Origin of the sequence: Mariniphaga sediminis (genome assembly GCF_003573545.1) — a bacterium.
GTDB classification, from domain to species: Bacteria; Bacteroidota; Bacteroidia; order Bacteroidales; family Prolixibacteraceae; genus Mariniphaga; species Mariniphaga sediminis.
The window spans coordinates 1-14,783 of sequence record NZ_QWET01000038.1 but is presented as its reverse complement, the minus strand read 5'-3'; the positions used below and the strand labels follow the sequence as shown (position 1 = coordinate 14,783).

At 37.5% G+C, this 14,783-nt stretch carries 7 protein-coding genes; 1 reads left to right on the top strand and 6 read right to left on the bottom strand.

Going from position 1 to position 14,783, the window contains the following annotated elements; translation table 11 throughout:
• Positions 1-1,094 precede the first annotated feature (1,094 nt).
• The 5 genes from D1164_RS23135 to D1164_RS23115 all read right to left on the bottom strand — a co-directional run bounded on the left by D1164_RS23135 (position 1,095) and on the right by D1164_RS23115 (position 10,890).
• A complete protein-coding gene (locus tag D1164_RS23135; protein ID WP_206611100.1) occupies positions 1,095-2,867 on the bottom strand; it encodes a DUF4091 domain-containing protein in 1,773 nt (590 codons plus the stop codon).
• A gap of 638 nt (positions 2,868-3,505) precedes the next feature.
• Positions 3,506-4,330 carry an endonuclease/exonuclease/phosphatase family protein gene (locus D1164_RS23130; protein WP_119352286.1) on the bottom strand — a complete coding sequence of 275 codons (825 nt, stop codon included), beginning with the start codon at positions 4,328-4,330 and terminating at the stop codon, positions 3,506-3,508.
• Positions 4,331-4,473: 143 nt separating this feature from the next.
• Complete coding sequence (locus D1164_RS23125; protein ID WP_119352285.1) at positions 4,474-6,207, bottom strand: RagB/SusD family nutrient uptake outer membrane protein; 1,734 nt, start codon at positions 6,205-6,207, stop codon at positions 4,474-4,476.
• A 21-nt stretch (positions 6,208-6,228) separates the two neighbouring features.
• Positions 6,229-9,684, bottom strand: a complete 3,456-nt coding sequence (locus tag D1164_RS23120) for a TonB-dependent receptor (RefSeq protein ID WP_119352284.1) — start codon at positions 9,682-9,684, stop codon at positions 6,229-6,231.
• 147 nt (positions 9,685-9,831) lie between these two features.
• On the bottom strand, positions 9,832-10,890 hold the full coding sequence (locus tag D1164_RS23115; RefSeq protein ID WP_119352283.1) for a FecR family protein: 1,059 nt from the start codon (positions 10,888-10,890) through the stop codon (positions 9,832-9,834).
• A gap of 496 nt (positions 10,891-11,386) precedes the next feature.
• On the opposite strand from D1164_RS23115, the gene D1164_RS23105 reads away from it, so the two are divergent.
• Complete coding sequence (locus D1164_RS23105; RefSeq protein WP_119352281.1) at positions 11,387-11,971, top strand: RNA polymerase sigma factor; 585 nt, start codon at positions 11,387-11,389, stop codon at positions 11,969-11,971.
• 253 nt (positions 11,972-12,224) lie between these two features.
• Here D1164_RS23105 and D1164_RS23100 read toward each other — a convergent pair whose 3' ends face one another.
• Positions 12,225-14,459: a hypothetical protein gene (locus tag D1164_RS23100; RefSeq protein ID WP_119352280.1), complete on the bottom strand. Its 2,235-nt coding sequence runs from the start codon at positions 14,457-14,459 to the stop codon at positions 12,225-12,227.
• Between the last annotated feature and the right edge of the window lie 324 nt (positions 14,460-14,783).

Genomic DNA, 14,783 nt, shown 5'->3' with positions numbered 1-14,783 from the left:
TACTCCTTTCTGCCTAAAAAACCTACCCTTAGAATGGAAGAAGTTATTGACCAGACGCAAAGTTGTACGTTAGCTTAGCTCGAACTGACGTTAATTTATAACGTTCTAACGACTAATAATTATAGGGTTACCCAAGAGGTACCGTAAAAGAAAAAAGATTTCTATAAATCTGAACATAAGATTATTATAGAACAAAACATGACCTTGTTCTGAGGACAGTATAAAATCATATAGTTTTCTACAATATTTCTCAATCAGACTCAACTTACAAGAGATTCTATACTTAACAACAGTTAGTCATTTAATAACTATTTTTCATGATATAAGCCAAGAAGTAACTCTTTTTCACGGATTGTAATTGTTTTTCATATTTCGCTTCAATTGATAATATTGCTATTGTCTTAAATTTTTCTCTTGTGCACCCAGAATTCTTTTCAACTCCCAAATAGCGCTCATTTTTCTTGTGAAACACCTATATTTTTTAATTTGTCTTTCTGTTTGAGATAAAACACCTTAAATGACACCAAATTTTATGAAAAAATCAATCAGGTGAACAAATCGGTTAATGTCAATTTTAGCCTACTTGTAACTTATTGGTTTTAAGCTGAATGACAAACATCGTTCGACTCCTGCCAGCTCCACTTTTTATATTTTAATTGGAATCAAAAAAACATAAAAGTACTGTATCCCAGTGCTTTTTTTGTTTTGCTCCGTGCCAAGTAAAAAATTATAATTCAGACAGCTTTATAATCAACAGAATCAGAATCTGTTTCGTAATTTTTTAAGTCCCCGGTTTTTATCTATCACTTGTTAATTTCTCTCTAACCTTGCAAATTCAATAAGATTTTAAATACGTATTGTTTTAATTTTGGTACAAGCAAATTTACAGGGACTAATGCAAGTGCCTTTCTTCCCTTACCTCAAATCTCCCAAAGCAATGGACAGTTAAGTCTTGCGTTAAATTATGAACGTTAAAAACGGGAGATGCTTAATTTTTTAATATTTGAAATTAAAATCAGTTGGATTATAAGCATTTACTGATTTATTTTGAGTCTAAAATTGCCCCAAAGATTTTGTGATCTGTACTGATTTATCTACCTTGATATTTGTTCCAGAACCTGCTTCCCTTTTAACATCAGCTCTTCCAGTCTTTCAGGCTTTTCGATAATATTGAAAGACGCAAGGGTTTGGTTCAGTAAATCCAGTTTTTCTTTTGCTTCGCCAGATGAATCATTTTGTAATTCCTCCCGGAGTATTCTGATTTTTTCTGCATCCTGAATGCCTTCTACCAAACGCTCAAACCGGATGGAGCTGCGGGCATCGGGGTAAACGATGTAGGTATCGCCTGCCGGCCAGGTGCGAAAGCGAGAGTCGAGCAGGGGTTCTTTCACCCAACTGTTATAAGCCCAGCGCAAAAATCCATCGAAACCTGCGGCCACTGTGTACCAGCCAATGAATGCCGCTTCAGCCGGAGGGGAAAAAGTAAAAACATTGGGAAATACGTCGGCGCAGCATACATACCAGGTAGTAACATAACCTTTCGATTCACGATATTTTCTATCATCGGGCTCAACCACTGCTCCATGTGCAACGCATAAATCAACCAATTGGTCAGGATACAACTTGTAGCTTTTATGATTATCGGCCAGTGCCACACCCAGTCCTGGTGCTGTTTCGTTGAGCAATTTCAGCATGGCCTGCATTTCAGCAGGAGCCCGTTCGTCCATTGCGATTCGAGTGATTTCCTTCCATCCTTTTTGTTCAAGATGCGTGATAAAATCCCGGAGAAATGGAACCCACAAATCTGCATAACCTTCCGTTCCGGGTTCGGCAATGATCTTTACTTCCTCTCCTGTTTTTTCATCGAAATAATACAGTTGATTTCCCCAGGGGACCATAGAGTAACAATTGATTTGCGATTTGATGCCCAGGTCCATCATAAACTCCACCCAGTTATCAAATACGGTATAGTCATATTGCCAGCCTCCCTCGCTTTTCTTTGTCCAGTCAATCATCGACCCGAAGGCATCCTCAGTTTGTCCACCCCACGGACGGTTGTTTAAGGTAGTTGTGATTACTTTCTGTCCGGCTCCTGCCAGCATTTGCATTAGCGGACGCAAAGCCTCCCAGTGAGCATCCGACCACGGTTCAACACCATGAACACGAGCCACAGCATATGGATTTTGCCACAAGTCAAGATGAAACTCCCACTCCGAAGCAGGAGGAAGAATGCGGGGAAGAATGTCAATGCTAAAGGTAAAGGTGCTGTGTTTTTTACCGTTGGCAAACAATTCCATGGAAGAGGTATAAGTTCCGGAAGCAGCATCTGACGGGATGTCAATAGTTATCCATATCGGTCGCGTGGTCTGTGGTTCCATATCGAAACAGTCCAGAGGATCAAGCACATCAGGACTCAGCGATGCCGCGAAATCTTCCGGTTTGCGCTTACCACAACCGTTGCTAAACTCATCGGTTATGACATATCTGACAAAACGCGCCTGCGCAATTGATGCAGGTAGTTCTCCTCCATCAGAAGATTTGAAAGCAGAGAATTCATATTCGACCTGACTAATCGCTTCCCTGCTCCAAAGTACCAACTGTGCAGAAATACGCTCACCTTTCCAGGCAGATCCTTTCCAACTGCTGCTTGTTTCAACATCAGGAACTGAACTTTTGGCATACAAGTCATTAACCGAGCCGACAGATGCCATTAACCCGGGTTTCACCACACTCCAATCTGCCGTTTTATCCGGAGAAGGATCAGCAGCTTCCATATAGGTTGAACATTCTTTTGCCGGGCGTTGCACATGGCATCCGGCGATAAAAAACACAAACACAAATGCCTGAAAGAGTAGTCGATAAGTCATATTTTTAATTAAAGATTGTTGCTTTGTTTTACCTGTCCGTTAAAAACATACTCCGAAAAAGACCTAAGTAAAACCGGACTACCCACTTAACGAACGTCCAAAAACCAATTCTTTAAGTTAAAGCCTTGCAGATTTAACTTCTATATCTGATAAGTGAAAATGTTTATTCACATTTACTGGTTTGCAAAACTATTCAATTTTTTATTCCATCAAATTTTTCCCGGTATTCATTTAATTTCTGTAATTAATATCTTTCGATATTATCCCTGATTGACCGAACAGCTATGATTCTTTTTCCTGTTCTTTCTTTCAGTATCCTATTTAATCACTGTTTTTTGTTACAGGATTTATTCGCTACTCCTGGTTTTTCCATTGCTTTTTCAGTGGCCCGGATTGTCTGTGTGTTCCTACCGGGAATATAAAACCTATGCTATGGTGCGGACGTTGATTGTTGTCATACCAGGCCGGCGGGTTCACCCCGTGAAATTCAAAGGGATTATTTCACAGGGGCAACCCAAACAGTTCGGATAGTACTGTCATGGAAACCAAAGGATACATGCGCGCCAGTACATCTACTGTTTGGGTCCAGATTTTTTCCTGATTTGTTCTTTCCTGAAATAGCTTGACAGATTTAACTTTTATTTTAATTCAAATACTGCAACTACCGGGTAATGGTCAGATACGTTTAATGCTGAAGTGATTATCTCATGTGAAACAAGTTTAAATTTATCAGCAGGGCGGTAAACAATATAATCGAGCAAGAAGTTGGAAATGGAGTACCCTGAAAGGTTTGTAAAAGAATAAGATAAATCCTGGAATTTAGCAATAACCAGATCTGATGGCCTGGAATTAAAGTCACCTCCTAAAATAACCGGGTAATCGTATGTACTCAACCTTGAATCTATTGCAGATACCTGTTCAATTCTATTGTATGGTGTCAGGTCAAGGTGGGTGCAAGCTACGGTAATAAATTGCCCCCCTATATTGATCCTTGCTTCTGCCATAACCCGCTGTTCAATATAATCTTGTTTATTTTGTTTTGGGATTAAAGGGAGCAGGGTTGCATGCGTATTTTCAAGTTTATATTTTGAGAGTATAGCAACACCGAACTCACCATTGCTGTAGTCAATTCCCTTCCCAAAATAGTAATATTCCAACCCGGTAAGTGAGGCTAACACTGCCAATTGATCTACACCTCCGGATCTGTCGGTTTTTATATCAACTTCCTGAAGAAATACAATGTCCGGATTTATCGATTTTAGAACTCTTGCAGATTCTTTAAGATCTGGCGAAGTTTTGCCAACAGGGTAACCATAATGGATATTGTATGTAACTACCTTTACTTCGGAGACAGAATCAGTTTCTGAATGATTCCAGCCGGGATCTGAAATTTCGTTGTTCGTTTTACTGCAACAGGCTGAAAAAACGATTACTCCAATAAAAAAAAGAAAAATACTTTTCATGCATCTAAATTATTATATGATCATAATAAAAATTGCTTGGGCTACTTTATCAGAAACGACATAAGGATATATTATAGCATTTTTCAATATTCCAATCATTTTCGACAGATAGCCCACGCAATCCATTTTTTTTTAATAAGTTATTACCAGCCTGGATTTTGTCCAAGGTTGGGATTTTTAATAATTTCAACATTTGGCACTGGCCACAAATAGTGTTTTGCAGGGTCAAATACCCTTCCTGCATCCCCTTCAGAGGCTGAAGCTTTTTCATAAATTACATCTCCATTCCCATCAACCCCATTTGAAGCATAAGGATTTACCCCTAACTGGGAAATAAGTATCGATTCTTTAGGGCCTGTAACAGGCATTCCCATTCGTTCACCTTCTTTCCACCTGTATATATCGAAGAGCCTCATGCCTTCCAGCGCTAATTCTATACGGCGTTCCCTTCTAATCTCTGTTTCAAGGTCCATCCCCCAGGAGTTAAGTTCTGAAAGTATCATATGATGCATCCCTACCCTGTCACGTAATTTATTAATTGTAATGTCGATATCTTGTTGGGAGAGAGTACCATGTTGTTTAAGTTTGGCTTCAGCATATATTAATAAAACTTCGGCATACCGGATAATGTGAATATTATTGGCATCTTTCCTTGTTTGATTAACAAATACAGGATCACAATACTTGGTAAAATAAAATCCTGTTACCGTATTTGCACCGTTCCAGTTATTGTCCTGTATCGAAGCAAACCGGGGTAACCTGAATGTATCATTTACGGCAAATGATTCTTCATCTCCATCATCACCACCAGTCCATAATTCTCCCGGCTTTAGGACCGTCATTGCCATTCGCGGATCCCTGTTGACCCAGTAGTCGGCATATTCTTTTTCTTCATCCGGATAAAGCCCTGATAATTGTACAGCAGGATTATCCTTATATTCATATCCCCGTTTTGCAGGTTTCCCGTCAGTACACAAGTAAGCATCAACCAATGTTTTGGATGGGTTAAACCGGATGTAATTTGTTGGTTTGCACAATTCGCCGCTTAAATTGTGTGTTCTGATGTCGGTAATATACATTCCGGAGATAATCGACTCTTTATTAGTGTGGTCTAACTCTACATTACTTTCATATTGGAAGAGTTTATAATAATTATCATAAAGCTCGTACTTTCCAGACTCCATAACGGCTTTTGCCGCTTCTGCCGCTACACCCCAACGTTCGTTTTGCAACGCCACACGAGCCTTTAGCGACAACGCCCCCCATTTATTAATGCGACCAATATCATCCCCGGAAGGAATTTCACTGCCCAGCTTTTCGACAGCCCAATCCAATTCTTCCAACATCCAATCCACAACTTTCTGTCGGTTGGTACGTGGGCCGTAAGCGATGGGATCATCTACACCTACCACACTGCTCACCAGTGTCACATCGCCAAATAGACTCGTGAGGATAAAATAGTTAAACGCACGTATTGTTTTTACCTCAGCAGCATATCTATCTTTTATCTCCTGGTCAATTTCAGCTTTGTTATAGTTATCAAGGAATACGTTGCAATTGTATATATTTTTATATGAATTATTCCACCAACTGGTAACCGGGAATCCTGTAGTTACGGTATGCCTTCCGCCTGACACCTTATTAAGTCCTCCTTGCATAGTCCCCCAATATGCGGTTTCTGCGCAACCTTCACCCAAATTAAGAAGGTCTTTATAAAAAATGTCATAACAAGGGAAGGAAGCTGCTTTTAAATGATCTTCTGTTTCCCAGTAGGTTTCATTCGTAACCGAATCCAGGGGAAACATATCCAAACTTTCATCACAAGCAAATGCCAGGAATAAAATAATACTGAATAATATAATTTTTATTTTTTTCATGTCTGTACTTTTTACTAAGAATTATTTAAAAGAAACATTTAGTCCGAGAGTAAATGTTTTTACTTGTGGATATGAGTCACCTGAGCTTGCACGTATCTCCGGATCGTAAGCATAATAATAGTTGGTAAAAGTGAGTAAATTATCTGCGGAGAAATAAACCCGCAGCCTGTTAATAGGCGTTTTCCGAATGAATCTGGAAGGCAGGGTATAACCGAATTGTATGTTTTTAAGCCTCAGGAAAGAAGCATCTTCGATCCAGTAATCCGATACCTCTACGTTATGAGTTTGCCCGTAATACAACCTCGGATAAGAAGCATTTTTGTTATTCGGGGTCCACCGATCAAGGTGAACTTTCTGTGGAATACTATAATCGCTAAAAACAGAAACAAAACAATGCCTGGCTTCATAGTCAAGATAACCGTTTACCTTTCCTATTCCTTGCAGAAGAAATGCAAAATCAAATGATTTCCATTCAAAACTATTCCTAAGAGAAAAAGTATAACGGGGATACCTTTCCCCTATGATACTTTTGTCATAGTCATCAATAACTCCATCAGGAGCTCCGTCAGCACCACTTATATCCATATATTTCACATCACCTGGCTGTACTAAATCAATCCGGGTTGGCACTTTCGGATTTTTATAAACCCCTGTCTGTTCATCCAGGTACTCAAAATCTTCGGGCTGGAATAACCCATCAGTAACAAAACCATAAAAGGCATTTAAAGGATCGCCAACATTACGATATTCTTCACTACCAAGATAAGGTGCACTTTTCCCCAAATCCAGTACTCTATTTTTAGAGTCTGAAATATTAAATTGAGTTGAATATTTAAGTTTCCCAATGTTATCGTTCCAAAAGATATTAAGCTCCCAACCTTTATTCTCAATTTCACCCATATTGACATAAGGAAGATTAGCTTGAGAAGTACTTCCTAGACTTGCAGGATAAATAGGTTTTAAGATGGCATCAAGGTTATTTTTCTTGAACCAATCAAAAGAAACACCAAACTGGTTATTAAACAATTGAAGATCTATTCCCAGGTTGAACATGCGAAGGGTTTCCCACTTTATATTTTGATTATTAAGAACAGGTTGGTAAACCCCTACATTTTGAATTCCTCCAATAGGATAACTTTTATCAATTAGTTCCAGAGAAGTCAGGTAAGGATAATAATCACCCACATTTTGATTCCCGAGTTCACCCCATGAAGCACGAAGTTTCCCCATTGTCAGAAAAGACTCTGCAAAACTCATAAAATTCTCTTTGCTGAATTTCCAGCCAGCAGAGAAGGAAGGGAAAAATCCCCACCGGTTGTTATTGTTACTGGAAAAACGAGAAGTTCCATCGTAACGAACATTGGCCTCAAAAAGGTATTTTTCGTCAAAATTATAATTAACCCGTCCAAAAACGGAATTAATCCCCCATTCAACCCCTGACGCATTGTTCTCAATATTTTCGGTACCCCCGCTAACCACCTCTACACCTTCGTAAATAATCTTGTCGCGTGAGGCCGAAATCCAGTTGTTATACCCCCATTCCTTTGATATACCTGCAATAAAATTAAGGGAATGTTTTTGGATATCTTTAGTATAATTTACCGTAGCATTTAAGGTTTGAGTAAGATAACTGTTATATGACTCAAATGCTGAATTTTTTAAGGCATCATTTCCAGGATCATCACTGCCATCTACTTTATATTTTTTGATAATTGCTGAATACTTTTTCGCATTATTGCCAGAATGATTAAATGCATATTGCCCTTTTACATTCAAGTTTTCTGAAAGTTTTAGCTCGGCATTAAAGATTCCATTGGCAATTCTCGATCTTAGCTTGTCATATCCTGAATTCTTTGCAATATTTACCGGGTTTGATACGGCGCCAAAAGAATAGATATCTGAATCCTCCCAGCCATTTCCTCGATCTTCCTGCCACATTACCGGCAATAAAGGACTAATCCTTTGTGCTAACCTGAAAACACCTGAAGTACCCGATGCAGCTGCATCTTTTTTATAAAAGTCAATATAACTTATGTTACCGTCAACTTTTAACCAATTGGACAAATCAGTAGTGATTCTGGCTTTAAAATTATGTCTGTTCGATTCGTAGGGATCTGATACGATAAGACCATCCTGGTTTACAAACCCATAAGACATGTAGTAACTGGATTTTTCTGTGCCCCCGCTTAAACCTAAGCTGTGATTGTACAAGGTTGAATGGTCCTTATAAATCTCACTTACCCAATTTGTATTTGAATAATCATTGGGATAATTCTTTGAATCGTATTTGGAAAAAGCTTCATCAGAAAAAACCTTTGCTAAGCCGGCATTTGACATGGCCTCATTAAGGAGCGTCATATAATCCCTTCCACTAGCCATTTCCGGGAGTGTTGTCGGAGTCTGAAAACCAACATAACCAGAATAATCCACTTTTAGTTGCTCTGATTTGCCTCCGCCTTTTGTAGTAATAAGTATGACCCCATTAGCTGCCCTGGCACCATAAATAGCTGACGAAGCTGCATCTTTCAGCACTGAAACACTTTCGATGTCTCTTGGATTTAATAAATCAATACTCCCTCCAACTACACCATCGATAAGGACTAATGGCCCGGTATCACTATTAATGGTGTTTACTCCGCGTACCAGAATGCTTGTTTGCGGATTACCAGGCTGCCCGGAGGAAGAACTGATAGTTAGCCCTGGTATAAGACCCTGTAATCCGGAAGCAACCGATGTTATTGCCCGGTTCTCTAACACATCACCTTTTACCATATCTACAGCTCCTGTCAGGTTAACTTTCTTTTGTGTCCCATAACCGACTACCACCACCTCATCTACACCAATAGCCTCTTCCGACATAGTTACATTAATATGGGTTTTTCCAGCAACGGGTATCTCCTGCGTCCGCATCCCCACAAATGAAAACTGCAGTGTAGCATCTTCCGGTATGTTTGTTATTAAGTACTCGCCGCTGGCATTGGTCACTGTTCCTTGCGTAGTACCTTTTACAACAACTGTCACACCCGGCAAAGACTGGCCATCGGAGTCGGTTACTTTTCCTTTAATGGTTAGTGGAGGAGGAAGGTTTTCATTTTGAGCTTGTGAAAGGTATTTGCCAGGGATTAAAACAATTTGTCGACCCGTTATAACATGCTCCACATCAACTCCCTTAAATACCTCAGAGAGAATTTGATCAATGGTTTGGTTGCTAATCTGGATGTCAGTTTTCCTTTCCAGGTCCACCAGTTTTCGGTTACAAAAGAAATAGAATTCACTGTTGCTTTCTATTTCGTTAAGGATTGTCTCTATACTGGCATTCTTGAGATCCAGAGAGAGTTTCGTTTTCTGGGCATAACCGGAAACGGCCTGTACCTGAAAAACGCTCACAATGAGTAAAAATAAACACCAACGCATAATTCTTAATGTTTTTTTGAGGGCATTACATGGCAACGCCCGCCATTTCAATTTTTTTTTCATACATTTACTGTTGAATGGTTAATACTTTATTGTATTTAATCGATATGTTGAGTCAGGAGAGTGTGTCGGCACTTTCCTGATTTTTTTTATGTTATGTTTTCATATTTAAAAAATTTAGATTGGCACTGTTATAAGCCAGCCGGCTGTTTACATGTTAGCTTTATAATAAAGTTCAATGATCCTTTTTTCAAATGTCCCGTCCGGGTTTCTTTTCCGGCCGAGGTCTTTTATTTTAATAGGTGCAGAAAGTGTGAGAAGGTTTATTACTTCATCCAGTGATTCATCTTCGAAGGTAGCCAGGTAGGGATGTGCTTTTAGCCGTTCATCCTTGATCACAATTTGGATGTTGTACCTGCGGTTTAGTTTCTTTATCACCTCACTTAAAGGATCATCCTTAAATATCAGTTTCCCTTCTTTCCATGCGACGATGTTAGCTGCATTAACATTAATGATTTTAGAGTGTGCATTTTTCAGGTTGAACAGGCACATTTGATCGGGGGTAAGTGTTCCCAATTTTTGAAGGCTTCCATCTTTTTTCCCCAGTACTTCCACTTTGCCCTCGGCAAGCGTTATCCGGTTTACTTTATCTTCCGGGTAGGCCTCCATATTAAAAGATGTTCCGTGAGCAATCACTTCAATATTTGAGCTTGACACAATAAAAGGTTTCTCCGGATTGGTCAAAACATCAAAATAGGCTTCTCCTTTTAAATCAACCTTTCTGGCTTCTCCCTCAAATTTTGTTGGAAATCGCAGAGTCGATCCTCCGTTCAAACATCCGCTGGATCCGTCGGGAAGGTAAAACATTGTCCGTGTCCCCAAAGGGGAATACATTTCTGAATAGACAATATTATCCCCGGTAGACACCATATTTTCCTTGTTTAAAAAGAAGAGAATACTCAATGGAATAAAAAGGACAGCAGCAACCCGGGTAAGTATATTGATAACCCTGCTTGCCACCTTCTTTTTAACTACTGACTTTGACTCTTCAAGCTTTATCTCATGGTATATTCTCCCCAAAACTTTGTTGGCATCGTACCCTTTCAGCGTCAGATTATCTGATAATTCTTCATTCCAGTAGCGGTAATATTCTTTGCGCAGGCTACCTTCATCCTGAAAAGATGAAAACCATGACAAGAGCTTTTCTTTATCTCCTTCCTGCTTATTCCCGTCCAGATAACGTTTTATTATATGATAGTCAACTTCCATTTTTTTTAAGAAACTGTTTAAATTTTATTCCACGGCACTATATTGCTTTGATTTTCAGTTTTACCCCAATCCCTGAAGGGCGTACTGAAAATCCCAGCCTGACGTCTGGCAGGAATTTACTCCCTTTAGGGTCGGGGTAAAATAAATTGATTTTCAATATTATACTTTGTGCAATAAAACTTAAATTCATTTTATATGATATTATATTTTCACGATTTTTAAACAGTTTTAAAGTAAATCCCAACAAATCACAGAATCCTTTTTTATTATTCCTAATTAGATGTTCCCATTGTGGTATAAAACTCCCACGTTAATCTCTAATATAGAATGATTATAAATAAGAGGCGCCTGTTGGATTCTGCAAAATCTGCTGAAAAATGAATACTAAAGATCCGTTAGTAATTTGTGTTTTTTTTCGTACATTCTCTTTTTGACGATGTTACAGCTGCAAAATTTAAATATGTATATTTACCGCCTTAAATGATTTTTTGTTTGCATGGTTGCTGAGAATAATGAGCATAAATTAATTCGTGATTTAATAAAAGGGGATGCACACTCCTTTGATAAGATTTTCGCAAAATACAATGCAAAAGTGTATGCTTTCTCTTTACGAAATCTTAAGAATAAAGAGGATGCTGAAGGCGTGGTCCAGGATGTTTTTTTTTATCTTTGGAAAGACCGCGCCAAATTAAAGGAAATTAAAAACCTGGAAGCATGGATTTTTTCGATATGCTTCAATATAATTCGTAAACATTTCAGAAAATTAATACGGGAAAAGAATCATCTTCAAAAGTTTACTGAATCATTTTTGAGCGATGACAATTCAACGGTAACAGAAGTTGAATACAATGATTTATTAGAAAAAGCGGAAAAGATTATTGAGCAGTTGCCAGGTCGTCAAAAGACCGTTTTTCTTCTTAGTAGAAGGGAAGGATTATCAAATGATGAAATCTCCAACAAGCTGAACATCACCAAAAAGACGGTCGAAAATCATCTCACCAAAGCTAAATCATTCATAAAAAAATCACTGGTCGATGAAGGATTGTTGACATTACTGTTTTTTTGGCTCTTCATAAAATAAAAGGATGACTTCTCTGATTAATTCATATTATCTTTGATATATCCCTGAAACTTACATTATCTTGACTGTGCTGTAATTCTTTATTGTTGAAAAAACTTTTAAGACTATGAGTAAACCGCTAAAATTTGGATTTTTTGTAATCAACAAGGACTAATTCTAAAAATAACACCCGATTGTAATATCTATGATATTGGGTTATAACAGAACTCAATATACTTAGGAAGACTACGTTAAAAGGATTGCATGCTTTTAATTATTCTTTTACAGTGGCTCTACACTGAATATAAAACTCATTGAATTTGTTATCAATATGTGAAGGATTAGTAGGAGGATTAGAATAAAATTGTTCTACCATATAATTGCTTACACACTGTTTAATTTCTTCCAATTGAGCTTCCGAATAATCGTTTTTATTGACTATTTTCTCAGTTCTATTTCTAGTGTATTGAGCTATTCGAGATTTGTCAGAACATGTTTTATAATTAGAAGGATCAATATTAAAATTACTCCAACTTGTCTCAAAACCTTCTTTGCCCACTAAATCTTTGCGCGTTTGCCAAAAGGTTAATGCAACACATGACGGGTCATAAAAATTTGAAAGTGTGTAATTAGAGCGACTGTATTCATAAGCCTTTTTTACTTCTTCCTGTTGCTCGTAGGGTAAATCTTTTGTTTGTTCAAGAATTAGTTGCATCCCAGTAGCATTACCAGAAGAATTTGATTCTTGGTTGTTATACTTTGTTGGAGAACTAACGCTCATGTGTGATGACCACGCAGAATTATTAGCTGTAAAACCAAGATCGATAGGTGAAACTATTATACCCTTAGGAAAAACCAACTGATTATGTACCACGTTATTCCCGTAGGTTGACTCTGGAAAGTCAATAACTTTTTCGCAATTATTGTTTGATAAATTAACTCTATAAATCGCTGCAGTTCCGGTGGTTGATCCAAAATAGAATACATTTAATTTTGGGAATGAGATAGAGGTTTCATGTAATGCAATTACTCCACTTACCCGCTGACTTTTCTCTGTTCTATGATCATAATACCAAGTTCCAATTTCATCCAAGCCACCAGCTTCTTTTGTGTATAAGAATATATTCTCGTCAATCCATTCGCCATTTGCATCGGTTGGCAATTTTAATGTCTTGCTGGAACCATCTGTTAAATTTATTAATTTGTGTTCTTTTTCCGCAGTTTGAATATGCATCCATCTATTACCAGGTAATGCAACAAAGTCACTTTCTAGTTTACTTAAAGATTGACTCGAATGAGAAAAAAGAATATCTGTGCGACGATTCTCCAAATCTATTCGAAATACAAGACCCTGTCTGGTATTTACAGAAGAAAAGACTTTGTCATTTAACCAAAAAATTTCAACCTTGCTGTTTCTCCCCTCATGTGGACGTTTAGGATTAAGCAAAGATTCAACTTTGTTTTCAATTTCGACTGAATTAGATACATAGAAAAATTCATTTTCCTCTGCGTCATAACAATATAGCATTTCTATATCGGGATTACATATCATTGAACCGGATGGATTTGTAAATGAATTGTGATAGTCATCGCCAATTGAAAAAACTCCATGGCTTTCCATTTCAGCAATATCCCCAGTCATTAAATCAACTTTTACTATTGGTTGTTGTTCTGAAAAATTACCGTAAATAAAAAAAGCATTTTTATACCAGTACAAGGATTGTTTATTTTGAAATAAACCAATTGAGGTAACCTGTGCATCGTTCTTAAAAACACCATTGGGCCAGTCATACTCAGCTCTCCATAAATCACCATTTTTAAAATAAACTACTCGTCGCAAATCTTTCGATAGCATTTTACTTCCGTCCCTGTGAGCTCTTGCCGGATGGCCTACTTTGTCTTCCGGTTTTTTACCAACTGCAGGTGTACTGACAAATTGTCCATTTTTTGTATATAAGCTCCCTGATTTTCCAAATCCGAAATAATTTTCGGGAATACCAGAAGGACTTGTATTGTGATAGTACTCAGGAGCACCAAGTACTTCAACAAATATTTCACCCGTTACGTTCGCTTTTTGACCTCTTGGCCCTAGTCCAAAAATCCAATTTGCTTGTGCTATTTTGTTTTCGGCCACATTCCACAAATCATTTTTTATAACCAGAAAAGTATCAGAATAAGTTGGCGATTGATTATTTAAATGAATTATCGGAATAGATGTATTTAAGTTAGCTGCTGTATTGTCAGATTTAGACATATTTTGTTGTGTATTTTGTACTTCTTGAAAATTGTCTTTTCTTGACGATAGTTTATCATTCTGGGGTTCCTCAGTTTCAATCTTTTTTTGTGATTTTTTTTGTTTATCGCCGTCTAGTATTCTGTCAAGATTAGAATCAATAATTTCATCAGTGGCTTTCTCTACTTTTTGCTTTATTTTTTTTAGTAGTTGTGCATTAGTATTTAAACAGAGTAAAAACAAAAATGCAATTAATAGTAAAACAGATTTTTTCATATTTTATCATTTTAAATGTATGCTAAAATGAATGTTTAGTTTATTTTGTTGTAACCTTTGATTTAATTGTCTATTTGTGTTTGCAATCTTTTATACCAAAAAAAACAATTCCAAAATAAACATAGCTTCATTCAAAGTTATGAAAAAAATATATTGATACCTAAATATCTTATTTTTAAAAATTCTCAAATTAGTTCAAGCGGAATGGAGCCTTGCCCTTACTTCATAGATTAACGTCAGTTCGAGCTAAGCTAACGTACAACTTTGCGTCTGGTCAATAACTTCTTCCATTCTAAGGGTAGGTTTTTTAGGCAGAAAGGAGTA

What these genes read in the sequence shown, in the direction of transcription:
- D1164_RS23135 (WP_206611100.1), bottom strand. Translation starts at nt 2,867, where the DNA reads ATGACTTATCGACTACTCTTTCAGGCATTTGTGTTTGTGTTTTTTATC.
- D1164_RS23130 (WP_119352286.1), bottom strand. Translation starts at nt 4,330, where the DNA reads ATGAAAAGTATTTTTCTTTTTTTTATTGGAGTAATCGTTTTTTCAGCC.
- D1164_RS23125 (WP_119352285.1), bottom strand. Translation starts at nt 6,207, where the DNA reads ATGAAAAAAATAAAAATTATATTATTCAGTATTATTTTATTCCTGGCA.
- D1164_RS23120 (WP_119352284.1), bottom strand. Translation starts at nt 9,684, where the DNA reads ATGAAAAAAAAATTGAAATGGCGGGCGTTGCCATGTAATGCCCTCAAA.
- D1164_RS23115 (WP_119352283.1), bottom strand. Translation starts at nt 10,890, where the DNA reads ATGGAAGTTGACTATCATATAATAAAACGTTATCTGGACGGGAATAAG.
- D1164_RS23105 (WP_119352281.1), top strand. Translation starts at nt 11,387, where the DNA reads ATGGTTGCTGAGAATAATGAGCATAAATTAATTCGTGATTTAATAAAA.
- D1164_RS23100 (WP_119352280.1), bottom strand. Translation starts at nt 14,459, where the DNA reads ATGAAAAAATCTGTTTTACTATTAATTGCATTTTTGTTTTTACTCTGT.